The organism is Enterobacter asburiae, assembly GCF_001521715.1.
Lineage (GTDB): Bacteria > Pseudomonadota > Gammaproteobacteria > Enterobacterales > Enterobacteriaceae > Enterobacter > Enterobacter asburiae.
In genome coordinates this window covers 2,115,103-2,137,147 of the sequence record NZ_CP011863.1, presented here as the reverse complement: position 1 = coordinate 2,137,147, position 22,045 = coordinate 2,115,103, and the positions used below count along the sequence as shown (strand labels likewise).

The 22,045-nt window shown below is 50.2% G+C and carries 24 protein-coding genes and 1 other annotated feature; of the genes, 14 read left to right on the top strand and 10 right to left on the bottom strand.

The genetic code is table 11. The annotated features are described in order from the left end of the window. The 9 genes from wzy to ugd all read left to right on the top strand — a co-directional run bounded on the left by wzy (position 1) and on the right by ugd (position 8,856). Positions 1-1,149, top strand: coding sequence for an O45 family O-antigen polymerase (gene wzy, locus ACJ69_RS10530; RefSeq protein ID WP_059347012.1), 1,149 nt, complete (start codon positions 1-3; stop codon positions 1,147-1,149). Continuing rightward, on the top strand, positions 1,142-1,678 hold the full coding sequence (locus tag ACJ69_RS10525; RefSeq protein ID WP_029739235.1) for a serine O-acetyltransferase: 537 nt from the start codon (positions 1,142-1,144) through the stop codon (positions 1,676-1,678). Before wzy ends, ACJ69_RS10525 begins: the two co-directional genes overlap by 8 nt. Before the next feature lies 1 nt (position 1,679). Next, positions 1,680-2,690, top strand: a complete 1,011-nt coding sequence (locus ACJ69_RS10520; protein WP_047647356.1) for a CgeB family protein — start codon at positions 1,680-1,682, stop codon at positions 2,688-2,690. 46 nt (positions 2,691-2,736) lie between these two features. Continuing rightward, a complete protein-coding gene (gene rfbA / locus ACJ69_RS10515) occupies positions 2,737-3,609 on the top strand; it encodes a glucose-1-phosphate thymidylyltransferase RfbA (RefSeq protein ID WP_029739237.1) in 873 nt (290 codons plus the stop codon). Positions 3,610-3,667: 58 nt separating this feature from the next. Then, complete coding sequence (locus ACJ69_RS10510; RefSeq protein WP_059347011.1) at positions 3,668-4,618, top strand: glycoside hydrolase family 1 protein; 951 nt, start codon at positions 3,668-3,670, stop codon at positions 4,616-4,618. 28 nt (positions 4,619-4,646) lie between these two features. Then, positions 4,647-5,344, top strand: a protein-coding gene (locus ACJ69_RS10505) for an IS1-like element IS1A family transposase (RefSeq protein WP_103215986.1) whose coding sequence is annotated in 2 segments (ribosomal slippage) — positions 4,647-4,896 and positions 4,896-5,344 — 699 coding nt in all. Because the reading frame shifts where the segments join, the coding sequence is not laid out codon by codon here. A gap of 29 nt (positions 5,345-5,373) precedes the next feature. After that, entirely contained in the window at positions 5,374-5,910 is a 537-nt protein-coding gene (locus tag ACJ69_RS10500; RefSeq protein WP_071886564.1) for a family 1 glycosylhydrolase, read from the top strand. 146 nt (positions 5,911-6,056) lie between these two features. Continuing rightward, a complete protein-coding gene (gene gndA, locus ACJ69_RS10495; protein WP_024908082.1) occupies positions 6,057-7,463 on the top strand; it encodes an NADP-dependent phosphogluconate dehydrogenase in 1,407 nt (468 codons plus the stop codon). 226 nt (positions 7,464-7,689) lie between these two features. After that, positions 7,690-8,856 carry a UDP-glucose 6-dehydrogenase gene (ugd, locus tag ACJ69_RS10490; protein WP_059347010.1) on the top strand — a complete coding sequence of 389 codons (1,167 nt, stop codon included), beginning with the start codon at positions 7,690-7,692 and terminating at the stop codon, positions 8,854-8,856. A 52-nt stretch (positions 8,857-8,908) separates the two neighbouring features. Here the strand turns inward: ugd and ACJ69_RS10485 are convergent, their stop codons facing one another. After that, positions 8,909-9,913: an NAD-dependent epimerase gene (locus ACJ69_RS10485; protein WP_059347009.1), complete on the bottom strand. Its 1,005-nt coding sequence runs from the start codon at positions 9,911-9,913 to the stop codon at positions 8,909-8,911. Positions 9,914-10,105: 192 nt separating this feature from the next. Between ACJ69_RS10485 and wzzB the strand changes: the two genes are divergently transcribed. Further along, positions 10,106-11,086, top strand: a complete 981-nt coding sequence (gene wzzB, locus ACJ69_RS10480; RefSeq protein WP_029739242.1) for an LPS O-antigen chain length determinant protein WzzB — start codon at positions 10,106-10,108, stop codon at positions 11,084-11,086. A gap of 40 nt (positions 11,087-11,126) precedes the next feature. On the opposite strand, the gene hisIE is transcribed toward wzzB, so the two are convergent. The 9 genes from hisIE to hisL form a co-directional block, all read right to left on the bottom strand. Further along, on the bottom strand, positions 11,127-11,738 hold the full coding sequence (gene hisIE, locus ACJ69_RS10475; protein WP_029739243.1) for a bifunctional phosphoribosyl-AMP cyclohydrolase/phosphoribosyl-ATP diphosphatase HisIE: 612 nt from the start codon (positions 11,736-11,738) through the stop codon (positions 11,127-11,129). Then, positions 11,732-12,508, bottom strand: a complete 777-nt coding sequence (hisF, locus tag ACJ69_RS10470; protein WP_023312370.1) for an imidazole glycerol phosphate synthase subunit HisF — start codon at positions 12,506-12,508, stop codon at positions 11,732-11,734. Before hisF ends, hisIE begins: the two co-directional genes overlap by 7 nt. After that, complete coding sequence (gene hisA, locus ACJ69_RS10465) at positions 12,490-13,227, bottom strand: 1-(5-phosphoribosyl)-5-[(5-phosphoribosylamino)methylideneamino]imidazole-4-carboxamide isomerase (protein WP_047647359.1); 738 nt, start codon at positions 13,225-13,227, stop codon at positions 12,490-12,492. Before hisA ends, hisF begins: the two co-directional genes overlap by 19 nt. Then, entirely contained in the window at positions 13,227-13,817 is a 591-nt protein-coding gene (hisH, locus tag ACJ69_RS10460) for an imidazole glycerol phosphate synthase subunit HisH (RefSeq protein ID WP_023336242.1), read from the bottom strand. The genes hisA and hisH overlap by 1 nt, the downstream gene beginning before the upstream one ends. Continuing rightward, the gene (gene hisB / locus ACJ69_RS10455; protein ID WP_047647361.1) at positions 13,817-14,884 is read right to left on the bottom strand and encodes a bifunctional histidinol-phosphatase/imidazoleglycerol-phosphate dehydratase HisB; all 1,068 of its coding nucleotides are present in this window, start codon (positions 14,882-14,884) and stop codon (positions 13,817-13,819) included. The genes hisH and hisB overlap by 1 nt, the downstream gene beginning before the upstream one ends. After that, a complete protein-coding gene (gene hisC / locus ACJ69_RS10450; RefSeq protein ID WP_029739247.1) occupies positions 14,881-15,942 on the bottom strand; it encodes a histidinol-phosphate transaminase in 1,062 nt (353 codons plus the stop codon). The genes hisB and hisC overlap by 4 nt, the downstream gene beginning before the upstream one ends. Beyond that, positions 15,939-17,243 (bottom strand): histidinol dehydrogenase, encoded by a 1,305-nt coding sequence (gene hisD, locus ACJ69_RS10445; protein ID WP_054830037.1) that lies wholly within the window; start codon positions 17,241-17,243, stop codon positions 15,939-15,941. Before hisD ends, hisC begins: the two co-directional genes overlap by 4 nt. A gap of 5 nt (positions 17,244-17,248) precedes the next feature. Then, entirely contained in the window at positions 17,249-18,148 is a 900-nt protein-coding gene (hisG, locus tag ACJ69_RS10440) for an ATP phosphoribosyltransferase (protein WP_000886595.1), read from the bottom strand. Between the two features lie 45 nt (positions 18,149-18,193). Further along, positions 18,194-18,317, bottom strand: a sequence feature (His leader region). Next, the gene (gene hisL / locus ACJ69_RS25250) at positions 18,293-18,343 is read right to left on the bottom strand and encodes a his operon leader peptide (protein WP_001364200.1); all 51 of its coding nucleotides are present in this window, start codon (positions 18,341-18,343) and stop codon (positions 18,293-18,295) included. (Overlaps the previous feature by 25 nt.) Positions 18,344-18,518: 175 nt before the next feature. On the opposite strand from hisL, the gene ACJ69_RS10435 reads away from it, so the two are divergent. From ACJ69_RS10435 to plaP, 4 genes are all read left to right on the top strand, one after another. Then, complete coding sequence (locus tag ACJ69_RS10435; protein ID WP_023312364.1) at positions 18,519-19,343, top strand: SDR family oxidoreductase; 825 nt, start codon at positions 18,519-18,521, stop codon at positions 19,341-19,343. A gap of 42 nt (positions 19,344-19,385) precedes the next feature. Continuing rightward, complete coding sequence (locus ACJ69_RS10430) at positions 19,386-20,315, top strand: LysR substrate-binding domain-containing protein (RefSeq protein ID WP_047647364.1); 930 nt, start codon at positions 19,386-19,388, stop codon at positions 20,313-20,315. A gap of 219 nt (positions 20,316-20,534) precedes the next feature. Further along, complete coding sequence (gene yoeI / locus ACJ69_RS25245; RefSeq protein ID WP_099458931.1) at positions 20,535-20,597, top strand: membrane protein YoeI; 63 nt, start codon at positions 20,535-20,537, stop codon at positions 20,595-20,597. Further along, positions 20,587-21,945: a putrescine/proton symporter PlaP gene (gene plaP, locus ACJ69_RS10425; RefSeq protein WP_023312362.1), complete on the top strand. Its 1,359-nt coding sequence runs from the start codon at positions 20,587-20,589 to the stop codon at positions 21,943-21,945. The genes yoeI and plaP overlap by 11 nt, the downstream gene beginning before the upstream one ends. The last annotated feature ends 100 nt before the right edge of the window (positions 21,946-22,045 follow it).

Genomic DNA, 22,045 nt, shown 5'->3' with positions numbered 1-22,045 from the left:
ATGAGTATTTTTTTAATGTCCCCAGGGTTTGTGTATGCTTCAATTTGGCTGTTCACAATTATATTATATTCGCTTGGATTGACTACTAATATTAGCCCGCTCTCAAACGAGATGGTGGTTTTTTTATCAATCAATGTTGTTTTGGGTTTGATTTTTTCACTTCCATTTATCACTCCTGGCAGTATTAATCGCGTTCGTCTGGATAAAATTATGCCATCCTGGCGAGCGACTAAAATATGGCTCATCATTTGGTGCTTTGCGATAATTCCTGATGTGGTTGTTGCTGGCGGGATTCCAATGATTATGCAGTTTAGGGGCGGCTATAATTATACCGAATTCGGTATACCGACATATCATGGGATAGTTAATATGCTATTCCTTTTTGTTTTTCCGTCACTGTATTATCATTTTCTTTTGTCAAAAAGAAAAATTATTCTGCTGGTTATACTATTGATGAGTATATGGGAAATGCTGGTCTTCAGACGAGGTATACTGATGTCTGGCCTCGTGGAAATATTTTTTTTATTTTTTATCTATAAAAAATTCACTAAAAAGATGTTTATTTACACTGTGTTTTCTGTAATCACAATAGTTCTCCTTTTTGGAGCTGTAGGAGATATCAGGGGCGCTGAAAATCCTTATCAATATTTGTTGTCACCAGAAGGACAATTTCTGTCGAGTTTGCCTTCAGGCTTCACATGGTTTTATGTCTATGTTACGGCAGGTCTTGCAAACCTTGCATATAACTTTGCACACATAGTTCCGGTATACGATTTTACAAGCTTCCAGGACCTTTTCCCCAGTGTTATCCGAAATCTTATTTACAGTGATTTAGGATTCCATGATACCATGACGTTAGTAGACGATAATGCCAACGTTTCGACAATGTTTGAAAAGCTAATGCCCGATCTTGGGATAGCGGGCTCCCTTATTGTGGTTACATGTTTACTTCTGCTTTTTAGTATTGCTTACAAGAATTTGCTTAAATCGTATCGTTATAGTTTGTTTCCTTATGCGATTGCAATGCAATGTGCAATATTCAGTGGCTTTTATAATTTGTTCTTTATTCAAACCTATTTTTTACTTTTCATTGTTACTCTTGTTTTTGTGAGAATAAAAATATTTACAGGGAGTCATCCTCATGTTTAAGTTTGTTAAAGATGATGTACTGAGATATTACAAACTGACTGGGCGAAATAAATCAAAAGTATCTATCTTAGGTATAATATCGGCTTTTTTTGGAATGAAAATGACTCCAGTTATTTTATACCGGATGAGCCATTTTTGCTTTAAGAAAAAAATACCTATTTTAGGGAAAGTTTTTTCTCTAATAAATTTTGTTGTCTTTGGTGTTGAGATTGCTTCTAATTGCGAAATAGGTGGTGGTTTCTTTATTCCTCATTCGCAGGGCATTGTTATTGGTGCATCTAAAATTGGTGTTAACGCTACGATATACCAACAAGTTACTCTGGGCGCAAAAAATATAGATATTCCCTTTAATCACCTAAATCGCCCTGTTTTAGGTGATAATGTGGTTATTGCCTCTGGGGCTAAGGTTCTTGGCGGTATTCGAATTGGCGACAATGTTATTGTCGCTGCAAACGCTGTTGTAATGCATTCCTGTGATAACAATGTGCTACTTGTAGGTATCCCGGCCGTTGTGAAGAAGAGTATTTGAAATGAAAGTGTTGTTTTTATGTCCTCGCTTTTTTAACTATGAAAATGAAATATCTGATGGATTAAGGCGAGCCGGTGCCACCGTTGATTATTTCGATGAAAAACCATTTAATAACGTATTTTTTAAAATATTACTCAGACTTTGGAAAGATAATAATTTTCTTAAACGTATTTCAGATGCGTATTTTGAGAAGATTTTGCTTCAAACAAATGATGACTATGACTACGTCATAGTACTCAAAGGTGAATCTCTCAATAGAAAAAATTTATTAAAATTCAAAAATAAATATAAGAAAGCTAAATTCATTTACTACGCATGGGATTCTATTAAAAACTACCCTCATATTCAAGAGTACCTGAATTTATTTGACCGCGTGTTTACCTTTGATGATAACGATGCGCGAGAATATGATTTTATGACTCATTTACCATTGTTTTATTCCCCGGATTTTGTAAGCACAGCGAAAAAAGACGCTTCAAAGAATTTTAAGCCATCCATTGCATTTCTCGGTACCGTACATAGTGACAGATACAGACTATTGGGGGAGATTTATGAGAAATATAAAAATGAATATGATTTGAGGTTTGTTCTTTATTTCCCTTCAATTGTTGTCTTGGCAGGTTTTCTTCTTACTAATATTAAGTCTATCATTAGGTTCAGACTTTTTAGTTTTACCCTTCGCTCTAGAAATAAAAAGCAGATAGCATCATTCTTCTCTAGTGCTGATGCGGTTCTTGATATCCAGCATCCCCGTCAGACAGGTTTGACGATGAGGACAATAGAATGCTTGCCTCTCAAGAGGAAATTTATAACTACCAATTCACGAGTTAAAAATTACGATTTCTATTCAGCTGAAAATTTTTACTTTATCGATCGAGATAATATCCAAATCGACTCTGGTTTTTTTGAAATCCCATATAACGATGCGCACCTGGATGCAATTTCGCGTTATAGTGTAGACTCGTGGGTAAAAACATTATGTTCGACTGATATCAGAGAAGATGTTGTTTAAATAAAGATATCTAATCTATTTAGCTTAAAAGTATTGAGGTAGTAAAATGAAAGGCATTATCCTGGCTGGCGGTTCTGGAACACGTTTGCACCCGATAACACGTGGAGTCTCTAAACAACTCTTACCCATTTATGATAAACCTATGGTTTATTATCCAATGTCGGTGCTTATGCTTGCGGGAATTCGAGATATTCTCTTAATCACAACACCTGAAGATATGCCTTCTTTTAAACGTTTACTGGGCGATGGTAGTCGTTTCGGAATTAATTTATCCTATGAAATTCAGCCATCTCCTGATGGCCTCGCGCAAGCATTCATTATTGGTGAAGAGTTTATCGCGGGTGATAAATGTGCCCTTGTATTAGGCGATAACATTTTCTTCGGGCAAAGTTTTGGCAGGAAACTTGAATCGGTTGTTTCCGGCAATGCCGGAGCTACTGTTTTTGGGTATCAGGTAATGGATCCTGAACGTTTTGGAGTTGTCGAGTTTGATGAAAACTTCAAGGCATTAAGTATAGAAGAAAAGCCAGCTGCGCCTAAATCCAACTGGGCTGTCACTGGCCTATACTTTTACGATGAAAACGTGGTTGATATGGCTAAATGTGTCAAGCCATCAGCACGCGGTGAACTTGAAATTACTACACTGAATGAAATGTATCTCGAGCAGGGGAATCTTCAGGTAGAATTGCTGGGTCGTGGTTTTGCATGGCTCGATACCGGTACCCATGATAGTTTAATCGAAGCATCACAATTTATTCATACTATTGAGAAACGACAGGGGTTCAAAATCGCCTGCCTGGAAGAAATTGCTTACCGTAACGGCTGGCTCACTGAAAGTGAGGTCATGACCTACGGAAATGAAATGAGCAAGACCAATTACGGTCAATATTTACTCAATTTAATAAAGAATAGTAAATAGCAGTTATTGTTATCTAACAATATCATATCTTTCATGGGTATCTGGTAATAATTCTAAAATGAAAGCAAAATATTTTTTCTTTACCTCTGTACTTCTGTTACCTCCTGCATTCTCCGGCGAAAAACAGCAATGTGATTTTCTCTGGGGCACGGCATCCTCATCCTACCAGGTTGAAGGTGGTTGGAATATAAATGGAAAGGGGCCTTCAAATTGGGATTATTTTACCCATAATGAGGTCACAAAGTATACCATTGGCACTGTTGAAAATGGAGATATTGCGGCCAATCAAATTTCGCGAGATGTCTATCTAAAAGATATACAACTCATGAAAGAATTAGGTGTCAATTCGTACCGCTTCTCTATTTCCTGGTCAAGGATCATGCCCGACGGAGTGACGGTTAATAAAAAGGGATTAGAATATTACAGCCAATTGATTACTGACTTAAAAGAAGCCAATATTGAACCTGTGATTACACTTTACCACTGGGACATGCCATTAGCACTTTATAAGAAAGGAAGTTGGTCTAATCCTGAATCACCAGTTTGGTTTGAGAAATATGCACAAGTAGTTTTTGAAAATTTTGGTAGCAGAAGTCATTATTTTATAACTTTTAATGAGCCTGAAGGATACGTTTTTACTCTTGAACCTCTTGCAGCAAACCTTATTGATAAAAAGCCAGACGGATATCGTGACGTTTTATCCGTTGCTTCTCGTGGAAAACAAGCGATAGCACTGCACAATCTTTTGATTGCAAATGCGATGGCAGTACGGAATTACCACAAAGCAAAATATGATGGACGTATTGGGATTGCATTAAACTTATCGCCATGCATTGATAATGACAATCCAAATAGTGCTACTGAGAAGTTATGTAACGATCTCCATAACAACTGGATTCTGGATGCTCTTTATAAGGGGAAATACCCTGATTCAGTATTGAAAATGTATCAGTCTGCATATCCTAAATTCAAGCCTACATCTGGTGATGCTGCCAACTTACTGATTTAGTGTATGATGGTGTTTTTGAGGTGCTCCAGTGGCTTCTGTTTCTATCAGCTGTCCCTCCTGTTCAGCTACTGACGGGGTGGTGCGTAACGGTAAAAGTACTGCCGGACATCAGCGCTATCTCTGCTCTCACTGCCGTAAAACATGGCAGTTACAGTTCACATACACCGCCTCTCAACCCGGTACGCACCAGAAAATCATTGATATGGCCATGAATGGCGTTGGATGCCGGGCAACCGCCCGCATTATGGGCGTTGGCCTCAACACGATTTTACGTCACTTAAAAAACTCAGGCCGCAGTCGGTAACCTCGCGCATACAGCCGGGCAGTGACGTCATCGTCTGCGCGGAAATGGACGAACAGTGGGGCTACGTCGGGGCTAAATCGCGCCAGCGCTGGCTGTTTTACGCGTATGACAGGCTCCGGAAGACGGTTGTTGCGCACGTATTCGGTGAACGCACTATGGCGACGCTGGGGCGTCTTATGAGCCTGCTGTCACCCTTTGACGTGGTGATATGGATGACGGATGGCTGGCCGCTGTATGAATCCCGCCTGAAGGGAAAGCTGCACGTAATCAGCAAGCGATATACGCAGCGAATTGAGCGACATAACCTGAATCTGAGGCAGCACCTGGCACGGCTGGGACGGAAGTCGCTGTCGTTCTCAAAATCGGTGGAGCTGCATGATAAAGTCATCGGGCATTATCTGAACATAAAACACTATCAATAATTTGGAGTCATTACCCTACATCTCAAGATATGCAACTCATTACCCAGGGGAAACCTGATTTTATCGGCGTAAATTATTATGGTCCAACATTGGTTAAGCATGATAAATCTGAATCGTTTGAAATAGGTAATGTTCCTAACCCGGATAAAAAACCTTCTGTAAACGGACCTGTCTCTCCAGAAGCGATGGTTACGATGATGAAAAAGTTTGATGCAAAATATGCACATCCTACCTTCATTATTACTGAGAATGGTGCAGGTTTTGGTTTAGAAGATGAAAAACTTAATGACGGTGTCATTTCTGATAAGTTGCGAGCAGACTATCTCAATAGACATGTGTCTGCAGTTATGGAAGCAAAAAAGGAAGGGTTGGATATCCAGGGCTATCTATTTTGGAGTTTGCTTGATAACTTCGAATGGTTATGGGGTTACAAAAATAGGTTTGGCATAATTGGTGTTGATTTTGATGATAAGACATTGAAGCGTACGCCGAAGTTAAGCTATTATATTTATCAGAAACTTATTAAAGAAAATAAAAATCAATGCCCCTCACTGACGAAAAAATAATCTCCGATAAACCATGTTTTTGTTAAGGTTTAAGTGTGTTAATGACCATAATTACCTACCTCTGCTCTCGATTTCTGAGTTAAGATAATTCGATATTATATCCACCGGGAAGTACCCGGTGGGACCACACCTGACAGGAGTATGTAATGTCCAAGCAACAGATCGGCGTTGTCGGTATGGCAGTGATGGGGCGCAACCTGGCGCTCAACATCGAAAGCCGTGGTTATACCGTCTCCGTTTTCAACCGCTCCCGTGATAAGACCGAAGAAGTTATTGCCGAGAACCCAGGCAAGAAACTGGTTCCTTTCTATACGGTGAAAGAGTTCGTTGAGTCTCTGGAAACGCCTCGTCGTATCCTGTTAATGGTGAAAGCGGGCGCAGGTACCGATGCAGCTATCGATTCCCTGAAGCCTTACCTCGAAAAAGGTGACATCATTATTGATGGCGGTAACACCTTCTTCCAGGACACCATTCGTCGTAACCGTGAACTGTCTGCTGAAGGCTTCAACTTCATCGGTACCGGGGTTTCCGGTGGTGAAGAGGGCGCCCTGAAAGGCCCATCTATCATGCCTGGCGGCCAGAAAGATGCGTACGAACTGGTTGCGCCTATCCTGACAAAAATCGCAGCCGTGGCTGAAGATGGTGAGCCTTGCGTAACCTATATCGGTGCCGACGGTGCAGGCCACTATGTGAAAATGGTGCACAACGGTATCGAATACGGCGACATGCAGCTGATTGCTGAAGCTTATTCCCTGCTGAAAGGCGGTCTGAACCTCTCTAATGAAGAGCTGGCTGAAACCTTTACCGAGTGGAACAAAGGCGAGCTGAACAGCTACCTGATCGACATCACCAAAGATATCTTCACGAAAAAAGATGAAGAGGGTAAATACCTGGTTGATGTGATTCTGGATGAAGCTGCGAACAAAGGTACCGGTAAATGGACCAGCCAGAGCTCTCTGGATCTGGGCGAACCGTTGTCTCTGATCACCGAATCCGTCTTCGCGCGTTACATCTCTTCCCTGAAAGAGCAGCGCGTCGCGGCATCTAAAGTGCTGTCTGGCCCACAGGCTAAACCAGCGGGTGACAAAGCCGAATTCGTTGAAAAAGTGCGTCGTGCCCTGTACCTGGGTAAAATCGTTTCTTACGCGCAGGGCTTCTCTCAGCTGCGTGCGGCGTCAGACGAGAACAACTGGGACCTGAACTACGGTGAAATCGCGAAGATCTTCCGCGCGGGTTGCATCATTCGTGCGCAGTTCCTGCAGAAAATCACCGATGCCTATGCTGAAAACGCCGGTATCGCCAACCTGCTGCTGGCACCGTACTTCAAGAAGATTGCGGATGAATATCAGCAGGCGCTGCGTGACGTGGTTGCCTACGCTGTCCAGAACGGGATCCCGGTTCCGACCTTCTCTGCTGCAGTAGCCTACTACGACAGCTACCGCGCGGCCGTTCTGCCTGCCAACCTGATTCAGGCACAGCGTGACTACTTTGGTGCGCATACTTACAAACGCACCGATAAAGAAGGCGTGTTCCATACTGAATGGATGGAATAAGTTAACTTACTCGCTGTAATCAAAACCCGGAGCCAGTCTCCGGGTTTTTTTATGCGAAAAATGTCGTCTGTTATTCGAAGTAGTCTGAATCTCGCCCCGCTCGAAGTGATTACTCCTGGTTTGCCTTGACAGTTCAGTTTGCCAGGAGGTACAAAGCCCAACAGTTATGTTTATCGCGATGGTCAGGCGGCCATCAGTACAGTTAACTCACAGAAGTCATTAGCGAATGAAAATAACAATCTCCGGAACAGGGTATGTCGGTCTTTCTAACGGCATTCTGATTGCCCAGAATCATGAAGTGGTTGCGCTGGATATCGTGCAGGCCAAAGTCGATATGCTCAATCAGAAAAAATCGCCGATTGTGGATAAAGAAATCCAGGACTATCTCAGCAATAAACCGCTGAATTTCCGCGCCACGACAGATAAAGAAGATGCATACCGCGATGCGGATTACGTCATCATTGCGACGCCTACTGACTACGATCCTAAAACCAACTACTTCAACACCTCAACTGTAGAGGCGGTGATCAAAGACGTTATCGCGATCAACCCTGATGCGGTAATGGTCATTAAATCGACCATTCCTGTTGGTTTTACCAAATCCATTAAAGAAAAGTTCGGTATTGATAATATCTTCTTCTCGCCGGAATTCCTGCGTGAGGGGAGAGCGCTTTACGATAACCTGCATCCTTCGCGTATCGTTATTGGCGAACGTTCTGAGCGCGCTGAACGTTTTGCCGCACTGCTGCAGGAAGGCGCAGTGAAGAAAGATATTCAGGTGCTGTTCACCGACTCCACCGAAGCTGAGGCGATTAAGCTCTTCGCGAATACCTACCTGGCAATGCGAGTAGCTTATTTCAATGAGCTCGACAGCTACGCAGAAAGTCTTGGCCTGAATACCCGCCAGATTATTGAAGGGGTGTGTCTCGACCCGCGTATTGGCAACCACTACAACAACCCGTCATTTGGCTACGGCGGCTATTGCCTGCCAAAAGACACTAAGCAACTGCTGGCAAACTATCAGGCTGTACCGAATAACCTCATTTCGGCGATTGTTGACGCTAACCGTACTCGTAAAGATTTCATCTCCGACTCCATCCTTGCGCGTCAACCGAAGGTTGTTGGTGTGTACCGTCTGATCATGAAGAGTGGCTCCGATAACTTCCGCGCCTCTTCCATTCAGGGGATCATGAAGCGCATTAAGGCGAAAGGGGTTGAGGTTGTTATCTATGAGCCTGCCATGCCGGACGATCAGTTCTTCAATTCCCGTGTGATCCGCGATCTGGATGCCTTTAAGAAAGAAGCTGATGTCATCATTTCAAACCGCATGGCGGAAGAGCTGGCTGATGTAGCGGATAAGGTTTATACCCGCGATCTGTTTGGTAGCGACTGATTCTCTGCTTTATCCTGTAAAAAACCCGGCTGAATTGCCGGGTTTTTTATTTTCAGACCTTGTAGAAATCGCGATACCAGTCAACGAAGTTCTTTACTCCGTCTTTGACTGCGGTTTGCGGTTTAAAACCAATCACGTCATACAGTGCTTTAGTGTCTGCGCTGGTTTCCAGTACGTCGCCTGGCTGGAGAGGCAGCAAGTTTTTCTCGGCTTTTTTACCCAGCGCGTCTTCCAGGGCGGTAATGTAATCCATCAGTTCTACTGGCGAACTGTTACCGATGTTATAAACCCGGTAAGGCGCTGAGCTGGTTGCCGGGGAGCCGGTCTCAACGGTCCAGTTAGCATCTGCCTGAGGAATAATATCCTGCAGACGAATAATTGCTTCAGCGATGTCATCAATATACGTGAAGTCGCGCTTCATCTTACCGTAGTTATAGACATCAATGCTTTTGCCTTCAATCATCGCCTTAGTAAACTTAAACAGGGCCATGTCCGGGCGTCCCCACGGACCGTACACGGTAAAGAAGCGCAGGCCGGTGGTCGGCAGATTGTAGAGATGCGAATAGGTATGCGACATCAGTTCATTGGCTTTTTTGGTCGCGGCATAGAGCGATACCGGGTGATCCACGGAATCGTCAGTGGAGAAAGGCATCTTGCGGTTGAGGCCATATACGGAGCTGGATGAGGCATAGAGAAGATGCTGAACGTTATTATGGCGGCAGCCTTCCAGCACGTTGAGATGGCCGATAAGGTTGGCATCCGCATAGGCGTGCGGATTTTCCAGGGAGTAGCGTACGCCTGCCTGTGCGGCCAGGTGAATGACGCGATCAAATTTCTCACTGGCGAAAAGCGTGGCCATACCTTCGCGGTCAGCTAATTCCAGCTTGTGAAAGGTGAAACGCTCAGATTTTAACAGTTCCAGGCGTGCCAGCTTCAGGTTGACATCGTAGTATTCATTGAGGTTATCGATACCAACAACCTGATGACCGGCCTCAAGGAGGCGTTTGCTGACATTCGCACCGATAAAACCTGCAGCGCCCGTGACCAAAAATTTCATAGCTTCCCTCATAAACCTTTTCTTACAGATGCCATAGCGCATCAGACGACGTCTATGATAGCGCGAAGGGTGCAGGTTACATAACCCATCTTTCCGATATAACTCATCGGATTCTTATAGAAAAATCTTCAGCAATATATACACTATGCAAACATAATAATGTTTACCCTTTTTTTATCTGTTAGGGATTGTATGACGCAAAACAACAATAGCCCGGTCAGCCGAAGCAATGACCCTGAGCACATTGATTTATTTGATTTAATGTTACAGTTGTGGCGTGGGAAGTGGACGATAGCAATCTTTGTTGTTGTTTTTATTGCCATGGCAATTGGATATCTAGCATTCGCAAAGGAAAAATGGACCTCAAGGGCGATTATTGCACAACCTGATGCGGCCCAGATAGCAACCTATTCAAATGCATTGAACATCCTCTATGGCAGTGCTGCCCCTTCAATGCTGGACATTCAAACGCGCGCGATTGGACGTTTTAACTCTTCTTTCTCCGCGTTATCGCAGGCACTCGACAATCAGGACGTACCTGAAAAACTTACCATTGAACCTGCTGTTAAAGGGGAAACGCTGCCGTTAAGCGTCACCTATACCAGCACATCAGCTGAAGCTGCTCAAAAGCAGCTTGCGCAGTATATCCAGCAGGTTGATGGACAAACGGCAAAAGAACTTGCTCTTGACCTCAAGGACAATATCAAGGAGCAGATTAAAACCCTGAACGATTCTCTGGTAAGTCAGGAGAAGGTCGCTCAGGAGCAGAAAGATCTGCGAATCAAACAGATTGCTGAGGCACTGAAGAATGCTGAGGCAGCGAAAATTACCTCGCCGCGCATTCAGCAGACCCAGGATGTAACCCAGGAAACGATGTTCCTGCTGGGAAGCGACGGGCTGAAATCGATGATTGACAATGAAGCTTCACGCCCGCTGATCTTCTCAGCCGCGTATTATCAGACCAAACAAAATCTGTTGGATATCCAGAATCTGAACGTAAATCCGGACACTATTCACGTTTATCGTTACGTTATGAAGCCAGATCTGCCTGTCCATCGTGACAGCCCAAAAAAACCTATTATTCTGATCCTTGCCGTGCTGCTGGGCTTAATGATGGGTTCTGTAGTAGTACTCGCGCGTAATGGAATACGCAACTACAAACCCAAAGCCTGATTTGCAGATTAAAAAAAACCGGGGAATATCCCCGGTTTTTTTATTTATGACGTTTGCGAAGATTTTCAATCACCGCCGTCAAATCCAGCTCCTGATCCTGCAGCAGCACCAGCAGGTGGTACATCAAATCAGACGCTTCATTCGTCAGCTCCTCGCGGTCATGTACGGTCGCGGCCAGTGCGGTTTCAACGCCTTCTTCACCCACCTTCTGTGCAATACGCTTGGTTCCGCTGGCGTACAGCTTCGCGGTGTAGGAGCTCTCGGGATCAGCCGTTTTACGCTCTGCAAGCAGTTGCTCCAGTTGATACAGGAACAACCACTGGTGGCTCGTCTCGCCGAAGCAGCTGCTGGTGCCCTTATGGCAGGTTGGGCCGATTGGGTTTGCCAGCACGAGCAGGGTATCGTTATCGCAGTCAGGCGCCATGCTGACCACGTTCAGGAAATGACCCGAGGTTTCGCCTTTGGTCCACAGGCGCTGTTTCGTGCGCGAGTAAAAGGTCACTTTGCCGCTGTCGATTGTTTTCGTCAGCGCGTCCTGGTTCATATATCCCAGCATCAGCACTTCGCCTGAGACGGCATGCTGGACAACCACCGGCAGTAATCCGTCAGTTTTTTCCCAGTCCAGCTGCGCCTGTTGTTGCTCTGTTAACATACCCTGATCTCCACGCCCTGGCCGGCCAGGTACGTTTTTAACTCACCAATATTAATAATCTGTTTGTGGAACACGGACGCGGCCAGCGCGCCGTCCACGTTGGCATCGCGGAAGGCTTCAAGGAAGTGTTCCATGGTGCCCGCACCGCCGGAGGCAATCAGCGGAACGTGGCAGACCGCACGGACTTTTTTCAGTTGCTCGAGGTCATACCCGTTACGCACGCCGTCCTGGTTCATCATGTTGAGGACAATTTCACCCGCGCCACGCTTCTGCACTTCCTGCACCCAGTCGAGCGTTTCCCACTGCGTCACGCGCGTGCGGCTTTCATCCCCGGTGTACTGGTTTACGTGGTACTTGCCCGTTGCGGCGTCATACCAGGTGTCGATCCCAACCACAATACACTGCACGCCAAAACGATCTGCAAGGCGGGTAATAAGCTCCGGGTCGGCCAGGGCAGGGGAGTTGATAGAAATCTTGTCGGCGCCAAACGAGAGAATTTTGGCGGCGTCGTCAGCGGACTTAATCCCGCCCGCCACGCAGAACGGAATGTCGATCACTTCCGCCACGCGTGCCACCCAGCTTTTATCGACCACGCGGCCATCGCTTGAAGCGGTAATATCATAAAAAACCAGCTCGTCGGCGCCTTCATCGGCATAGCGTTTTGCCAGCGGGACGATGTCGCCAATGATCTCGTGGTTGCGGAACTGCACGCCTTTCACGACCTGACCATCGCGTACGTCCAGGCAGGGGATTATCCGTTTTGCCAGCATTGAATCGCCTCCGTCACAGTAAATTTTCCTTCCAGCAGGGCCCGGCCCACAATCACACCTTGCACACCGGTACCGCGCAGCGCGGCCACGTCCTCTATATCACCGATACCGCCAGAAGACTGGAACGCTACCTGCGGATAACGCGCGCAGACCTCTTCATACAGTGAGACGTTGGAGCCCGCCAGCGTTCCGTCCCGGGATATGTCCGTGCACAACACGTGCTTCAGACCAACGGGAAGATAGATATCGACCAGCTCTTCCAGCGTCACGCCGGAGTTTTCCTGCCAGCCGCTAACGGCCACCTGCTTATTACCCTGTTCATCAATACGCACGTCCAGCGCCAGGACCAGGGCATCGGCGCCAAAGCGGCGGAACCAGCCTTTCACGGTCTCAGGATCTTTCACGGCGGTTGAACCCACCACCACGCGGGCCACGCCAGCGTCCAGCAGCGCCGCGACGTCATCTTCCGTACGCACGCCGCCGCCGACCTGGACGGGCACATCAACACCCGCAACAAGTTGTTTAAGCAGCGGGATCTGGCGTTTCGCCGGGTCTTTCGCGCCCGTCAAATCCACGAGGTGCAATACCTGCGCACCCTGAGCGGCATAATCCTGCAGACGCGGCAGCGGGTCGTTTCCGTAGTCGCGCTGCTGGCCATAATCGCCCTGGTGGAGACGAACAACCGTACCGTCAATTAAATCTAAAGCGGGAATAATCATCACATCTCCAGGAAGTTTTTCAGCAGCTGCGCGCCCGCGGCGCCAGAGCGCTCCGGGTGAAACTGCACGCCGAAGAAATTGTCTTTCTGTACGGCTGCCGTAAACGCCTCGCCGTAGGTGCACTGGGCGATCGTATTCACGTTCACCGGCATGGCGTAGCTGTGCACGAAGTAAAAATACGCGCCGTCTTCGATGCCGCGAAACAGCCTGTCGCCCGCTTTGGCGTAAACGCGGTTCCAGCCCATGTGCGGCAGAGGCAGGCCGTGGTCGGTCATTTTCGGCACGTCTTCGTCAATAATGCCCAGCAGGTCGACGCCGTTGCTCTCTTCGCTGCGACGGCCCAGGATCTGCATGCCAAGGCAAATGCCCAGCACCGGCTGGGTACAGGCTTTGATCAGATCGACCAGCTCACGTTCGCGAATCTGATCCATCGCTGCCTGCGCGGTTCCCACGCCCGGTAAAAAGAGTTTGTCGGCGCGCAGCACCACGTCCGGGTCACGACTCACCGCCGGCTCATAGCCGTGGCGCGCAATGGCCGATTTCACGGAGTTCAGGTTGGCGCATCCGGTATCCAGAATGACCACGTTCATTACAGCACTCCTTTCGACGAGGGCAGGGCGTCGCCTTCTACGCGAATCGCCTGGCGAAGGGTACGGCCAAAGGCTTTAAAGAGGCTCTCCACGCGGTGGTGGTCGTTCTTGCCCTTGGTCTTCAGGTGCAGCGTCAGGCCCATGGTGTAGGACAATGAGCGGAAGAAGTGCTCCACCATTTCGGTGCTCAGATCGCCCACGCGCTGATAGGTGAAGTCGGCTTTATATTCCAGGTGCGGACGACCGGAGATGTCCATCGCGCAGCGCGCCAGACACTCGTCCATCGGCAGAACGAAGCCAAAACGGTTAATGCCGCGCTTGTCGCCGAGCGCCAGCTTCAGGGCTTCACCCAGCGCCAGGCCTGTATCTTCAACGGTGTGGTGATCGTCGATATAGAGGTCGCCTTTTACCGCGATCTCCATGCGGAAGCCGCCGTGGGTGGCAATCTGATCCAGCATATGATCGAAGAAACCGACGCCGGTGTGGATCTTGCTGCCGCCTTCACGGTCCAGCCAGACTTTCACGTCAATTTGCGTCTCTTTAGTGTTGCGCTCAACGTGGGAATAGCGGTCGCGTTTGGTCAACTGCTCGCCAATCTTCGCCCAGTTAAGGTTGTTGCGGTCGTAGCGCAGCCCCGCGATGCCCATGTTTTCCGCCAGCGTGATATCGGTGATGCGATCGCCGATGACATAGCTGTTGGTTTTATCCAGCGCATCTTCTGCCAGGTAGCGCTCTACCAGCTTCACCTTTGGCTTACGGCAGTCGCACTCGTCGGCCGGCATGTGCGGGCAAATCAGCACTTCATCAAATACCACGCCCTGAGAGGTCAGCACCTGCATCATCAGATTATGCGGGCCGTCAAAGTCTGCCTGCGGGAAGCTGTCGGTACCCAGACCATCCTGGTTGGTGATCATCACCAGCTTAAAGCCTGCTTTTTGCAGCTTGAGCAGCACCGGGATAACGTCCGGTTCAAAAGCCAGCTTGTCGAATCGATCGACCTGAAAATCGGCTGGTGGCTCCGAAATAAGGGTGCCGTCACGATCGATGAAAAGGATCTTCTGGGTCATACTTTCTCCGCTTTCAGGGCGTCAATCACGCGCTGGCTCTCTGCACGGGTGCCTACGGTAATGCGCAGGCACCCGCTCAGAGAAGGTTGTTTATTCTGGTCTCGTAAGATAATGCCCTGATCCCATAAAGATTTAAATACGGCACTGGAGGCGGTGAAGCGCACCAGGATGTAGTTGGTTTCTGAGTCGAATACCTGCTCCACGCATGAGATATCCTTCAGGGCGGTCACCAGATACTGACGTTCCTCCAGAATTTGCGCCACGCGCTCGCGCATCGCGTTGATCCCCTGTGGCGTCAGCGCCTGTGCGGCAATATCGGCAACCGGCGTCGAGAGCGGGTACGGGGCGATCACTTTCAGCAGCAGGTCGATGACCTCTTTATTCGCCAGCGTGAATCCGCAGCGCAGACCCGCAAGGGCAAAGGCTTTCGACAGCGTACGCAGTACCACCAGGTGCGGGTACTCCTCCAGCCAGCCTGCCAGCGTCGCCTGTGGGCAGAACTCGATGTAGGCTTCGTCGGCCACCACCAGGGCTTTACCGCGCGTCATCTCCAGCAGGGTGCGGATATCCTGCGGGTTGATAATCTGTCCGGTCGGGTTGTTCGGGCTACAGACAAACACCACTTTTACGCCATCGAGATTGTCGGCAATGCCCTGCAGATCCAGCTGCCAGTTCTCCAGCGCCTGCACGTTGCGGCACGCCACGCCGAAGGTTTCCGCGCTGACGCTGTACATGCCGTAGGTAGGCTGGCAGTACATCACCGCGTCTTTGCCCGGCTCGCAGAAGGCGCGGATCAGCAGTTCAATACCCTCATCCGCGCCACGACTGACCAGCACCTGCTCTGGCTTCACTCCCGCATACTGCGCGTAGTTTTCAATCACCGCTTTCGGCTGACATTCCGGATAGCGGTTCAGCGTTTGCTGCGACAGCTCAAACTGCACCGCCGTCGGGAATTCGTTGGCGTTCAGCCAGACATCCCCTTTGCCGCCGAGACGACGCGCAGACTGGTAAGGCGTCAGGCGACGGACATTTTCGCGGGCTAATTCTTCAATGTTCATGCTTGCTCCTTCAGAGCTGCAACGCGCAGCGTAACGGCATTTTTGTGGGCGGTCAGCCGCTCGGCGGCAGCGAGGGTTTCAATTGTAGACGCCAGTGACGCAAACCCTTCGCGGGAGAGCTCCTGAACGGTCATGCGTTTCTGGAAATCCGCCAGGCCCAGGCTCGAACAGGTTGAGGTGTAGCCATACGTGGGCAGCACGTGGTTGGTGCCGGAGGCGTAATCGCCCGCGGACTCCGGTGACCAGTCGCCGAGGAACACCGAGCCTGCGCTGGTAATGCTGTCGACCAGATCGCGCGCGCTGCGGGTCTGAATAATCAGGTGCTCCGGACCGTACTGGTTGGAGATGGTAATGCACTGCGCCAGATCGCGCGCCACTATCAGGCGGCTAGCCGCTAGCGCCTGACGTGCCGTGTCGGCGCGGGGCAGGTCGGAAAGCTGGCGTTCAACGGCTTCGCCCACGCGTTTCGCCATATCGGCGTCCGGCGTCAGCAGGATGACCTGCGAGTCCGGGCCGTGTTCCGCCTGAGAAAGCAGGTCGGACGCCACGAAGTCCGGCGTTGCGCCGCTGTCGGCAATCACCAGCACCTCAGACGGCCCGGCAGGCATATCGATGGCCGCGCCGTCCAGACGCTGGCTGACCTGACGCTTGGCTTCGGTCACGTACGCATTGCCCGGGCCAAAAATCTTGTCGACCTTAGGAATGGATTCCGTGCCGAACGCCAGAGCCGAAATCGCCTGCGCGCCGCCCACTTTGTATACCGCCTGCACGCCGCACAGCTTCGCCGCATAAAGGATCTCGTCGGCAATCGGGGGCGGTGAGCACAGCACCACTTTCTGACACCCGGCAATGCGTGCGGGAGTCGCCAGCATCAATACGGTGGAGAAAAGCGGGGCAGAGCCGCCGGGAATATAGAGGCCAACGGATGCAACCGGGCGCGTGACCTGCTGGCATCGCACGCCGGGCAGGGTTTCAACATCCACGGTCTGCAGCTTTTGCGCGGTGTGGAAGGTATCAATGTTTTTCACCGCGACGGCCATCGCCTGTTTGATGTCGTCACCCAGACGATTGCTGGCATCAATGATTTCCTGCTCGGTAACCCGTAATGCGCCGACTTCCGTCTTATCAAACTTCGCGCTGTATTCACGCAGCGCGTCATCGCCACGGGCTTTGACGTTGTCCAGGATCTCGGCCACGGTGCGTGAGATGCTTTCTGAGGCGGAAATCGCCGGGCGCATCAGCAGCTCGCGCTGCTGTGCGTCGCTACAGGTATTCCAGTCGATGATTGTGTTAAAGCTCATGGCCATTACTCCATCATCTTCTCAATAGGCAGCACCAGGATGGAGCTTGCGCCCAGCGCCTTCAGTTTTTCCATGGTTTCCCAGAACAGGGTTTCGCTGCTCACCATGTGCATCGCCACGCGCTGCTGATCGCCCGCCAGCGGCAGGATGGTTGGGCGCTCAGCGCCCGGCAGCAGGGCAATCACTTCATCCAGACGCTCGGTTGGGGCGTGCATCATGATGTATTTGGACTCACGCGCCTGAATCACGCCCTGAATGCGGGTCAGCAGCTTGTCGATCAGCTGCTGCTTGGCATCGGCCATCTCGCCGTCGCGCTGAATCAGGCACGCTTTAGAGCGGTAGATCACTTCCACTTCGCGCAGACCGTTCGCTTCCAGCGTCGCGCCGGTCGAGACGAGATCGCAGATGGCGTCCGCCAGACCCGCACGCGGCGCCACTTCAACGGAGCCGTTCAGCAGGCAGGATTTAAACTGCACGCCTTTCTGGTCGAGATAACGCTTTAACAGGTGAGGGTAAGAGGTGGCAATACGTTTGCCGTTCAACGCGGCTGGGCCGTCCCACGCTTCGTCAACCGGCGTAGCCAGCGACAGGCGGCAGCCGCCGAAGTCCAGACGACGCAGGGTGAAATAACGCGGATCTTCGCCCTGCGCGCGGCGAGTCAGCAGCTCTTCTTCCAGCACGTTTTCACCGATGATGCCGAGGTCAACGACGCCGTCCATGACCAGGCCGGGAATATCGTCATCACGCACGCGCAGAATGTCGATGGGCATGTTTTCAGCCAGAGCAATCAGGCGCTGGGTGTGCAGGTTAATTTTAATCCCGCAGCGGGCCAGCAGTTCGCGTGAGTCATCGCTCAAACGGCCTGATTTTTGAATAGCTATGCGTAAGCGTGAGTTATCTAACATTCTTTATTCCTCGTTAACCTGTTTTAACCTGTCTGAATTCGGTCCAAAAAAAAGCCCCCGGAAGAAGATCTTCCGGGGGCTTTTTCATGCGTTCATGCACCACTGGAAGATCCAAACGTCTTCCAGCACACATCGCCTGAAAGACTAGTCAGGATGATGGTGATGATGGTGGTGTTTAAATTGAACGCGTGTCATATAAATTCTCGATGAATGCTTATTCATTTGATGTCTTTTAACCTAAACCAGTTGTACGACATATTGCAAGGGCTTTTTTTGATCATTAATTCATTTCATATTGATGCTATGAATTGTGTGTTCTGCCGGGCTGGCGTAGCCTTATAAAAGACGAGTATGAGTCAGGAGAATTCGCATGAAAAAGGTCGCGATTGTCGGTTTAGGATGGCTGGGAATGCCGCTGGCGATGTCATTGGCCGCGAAAGGCTGGCAGGTGACCGGGAGCAAAACAACGGCGGATGGGGTGGAGGCAGCGCGCATGTGCGGTATTGACGGCGTTGAACTGCGCCTTGAACCGGAGCTGGTGTGTGATGCTGACGATCTGGACACGCTGATGAACGTCGATGCGCTGGTGATCACGCTCCCCGCGCGGCGCAGCGGGCCGGGCGAGTCGTTTTATCTGCAGGCGATGCAGGAGATCGTCGACAGCGCGCTGGCGCACCATGTTCCGCGCATCATTTTTACCAGCTCGACGTCGGTCTATGGCGAGGTTGAAGGCGTTGTTAAGGAGAGTTCCGAGCGCCGTCCCGTTACGGCGAGCGGTCAGGTTCTGAAAGAGCTGGAAGACTGGCTGCATAATCTTCCCGGCACGCAGGTCGATATCGTACGTCTGGCGGGGCTGGTGGGCCCTGGCCGCCATCCGGGACGCTTTTTTGCCGGAAAATCTGCGCCGGACGGCCAGCATGTCGTCAATCTTGTCCATCTTGACGATGTTGTAGGCGCGATTGAGCTACTCTTACAGGCTCCGAAAGGTGGACACATCTATAATATATGTGCACCTTCCCATCCGGCGCGCAGCACGTTTTACCCGCTGATGGCACGTCAGCTGGGCCTGGCGGCGCCGGTTTTCGGTGAGGCAAAGGATGACAGTAAAGGCAAAATTGTTGATGGCAATCGCATTTGTCATGAGCTGGGGTTTGAGTATCAGTATCCCGATCCGCTGGTGATGCCCATGGAATAAGACCCGCAGCGGAGACGATCGCGCACCAGAAGGGGGGCGAGCATGAAACCGCTGCTGGATGTTCTTATTATTCTGGATGCTCTGGAAAAAGAGGGGAGCTTTGCCGCTGCGTCAGCAAAGCTCTACAAAACCCCATCTGCGCTGAGCTATACCGTTCAAAAACTGGAGAGCGATCTCAATATCCAGATCCTCGATCGCTCCGGGCACCGCGCTCGTTTTACCCGTACCGGACAGATGCTGCTGGAAAAAGGCCGTGAAGTCCTCCATACCGTTCGTGAGCTCGAAAAACAGGCCGTAAAACTCCATCAGGGATGGGAAAACGAGCTGGTTATTGGCGTGGATGATACCTTTCCGTTTTCTCTCCTGACGCCGCTGATTGAAGCCTTCTATCAACACCACAGCGTGACCCGGCTCATCTTTATCAACGGCGTGCTGGGTGGCTCCTGGGATGCCTTAACGCAGGGCAGGGCGGACATTTTCGTCGGTGCACTCCATGAGCCTCCCCAGCTGAGTGATTTTGGTTTTGCCCGGCTGGGCGTGCTCGAGCAGGTATTTGCCGTAGCGCCTCATCACCCGCTGGCTCAGGAACCCGAGCCGCTTAACCGTCGCGTGATTAAAGGCTACCGCGCCATAGTTGTCGGGGACAGCTCTCGTCCGGAATGTTCGGTCTCCTCGCAGCTACTTGATGAGCAGGAGGCCATTACCGTTTTCGACTATAAAACCAAGCTGGAACTGCAAATAAGCGGCCTTGGCTGCGGCTATTTACCCCGCTATCTGGCGCAGCGGTTTATAGACAGCGGTGCGCTTGTTGAAAAACAGGTACTTGCTCAAAGCAGTAATGAATCGGTGTGGGTAGGCTGGAATGAACAAACTGCCGGGCTTGCAAGCGCCTGGTGGCGAGACGAGATTTTAGCAAATAGTGCTATCGCCGCCGTCTACTCTCAGCCCGGCGTCCAGAAATCAGCCAGTTAGCAAAAAGAAAAACGGACCGGGCGTTGCAAAGTATTGCCTTTTGTATCCGATGTGGGGCAAAATGCCGCCGCTGCAACCAAATGAATAATCGACGATATAAAAGGCGTCGGTTATTTTTTTTTGCATGTACGAAACGAAACTAAAAACCAAGAGGCCGGGCTTCGTACCGGATAGATATTTACTAAAATCCGACAGTTGTTGTCGCTGAGGAAGAAAGAAATGGGGCAATTTTTCGCTTACGTGGCGGTTATCACCGTAAAGGAGAATAACTATGTCGCATAACGCAACTCCAAACACCTCTCGCGTGGAATTACGTAAAACGCTTACGTTGATTCCGGTTGTTATGATGGGCCTTGCCTATATGCAACCGATGACGCTGTTCGATACATTCGGTATCGTATCAGGCCTCACAGACGGTCATGTGCCTACGGCATACGGCTTCGCGCTGATTGCGATCCTCTTTACCGCGCTGAGCTACGGTAAACTGGTGCGTCGCTATCCGTCTGCCGGTTCCGCCTACACCTATGCCCAGAAATCCATCAGCCCGACAGTTGGCTTTATGGTGGGCTGGTCTTCGCTGCTCGACTATCTGTTCGCGCCGATGATCAACATTCTGCTGGCAAAAATTTATTTTGAAGCGCTGGTGCCGTCGATTCCATCCTGGATGTTCGTCGTGGCGCTGGTGGCCTTTATGACGGCCTTTAACCTGCGCAGCATTAAGTCCGTTGCCAACTTTAACTCAGTTATCGTCGTCCTTCAGGTTGTCCTGATTGCCGTTATTCTTGGCATGGTGATTTACGGTGTGTTCCATGGTGAAGGTGCCGGCACTCTGGCGAGCAGCAAGCCGTTCTGGTCAGGTGATGCCCATGTGATCCCGATGATTACCGGGGCAACCATTCTGTGCTTCTCCTTTACCGGTTTTGACGGCATCAGCAACCTGTCTGAAGAAACGAAAGATGCAGAGCGCGTGATCCCTCGCGCCATCTTCCTGACGGCGCTGATTGGCGGTCTGATCTTTATTTTCTCGACCTATTTCCTGCAGCTGTACTTCCCGGATATCTCCCGCTTCAAGGATCCGGATGCGTCTCAGCCGGAAATCATGCTCTATGTGGCGGGTAAAGCATTCCAGGTTGGCGCGCTGATCTTCTCCACCATTACCGTACTGGCGTCCGGTATGGCCGCGCATGCAGGCGTTGCGCGTCTGATGTATGTGATGGGCCGCGATGGCGTATTCCCGAAAAGCTTCTTCGGCTACGTTCATCCAACCTGGCGTACTCCGGCGATGAACATCATCCTGGTCGGTGCCATTGCGCTGCTGGCGATTAACTTTGACCTGGTGATGGCAACGGCGCTGATTAACTTCGGTGCACTGGTGGCGTTCACCTTTGTTAACCTGTCGGTTATCTCTCAGTTCTGGATCCGTGAAAAGCGTAACAAGACGCTGAAAGATCACTTCCAGTATCTGTTCCTGCCGATGTGCGGTGCCCTGACCGTGGGCGCGCTGTGGGTTAACCTGGAAGAGAGCTCTATGGTGCTTGGCCTGATTTGGGCGGGTATCGGCCTGATTTACCTGGCCTGCGTCACGAAGAGCTTCCGTAACCCGGTTCCACAGTACGAAGACGTCGCGTAAGACTGTGTCGGGTGGCGGCTACGCCTTACCCGACCTACATACCCTGTAGGCCCGCGTAAGCGAAGCGCCACCGGGCAAAAAAAAGCCGGAGACATCGCCT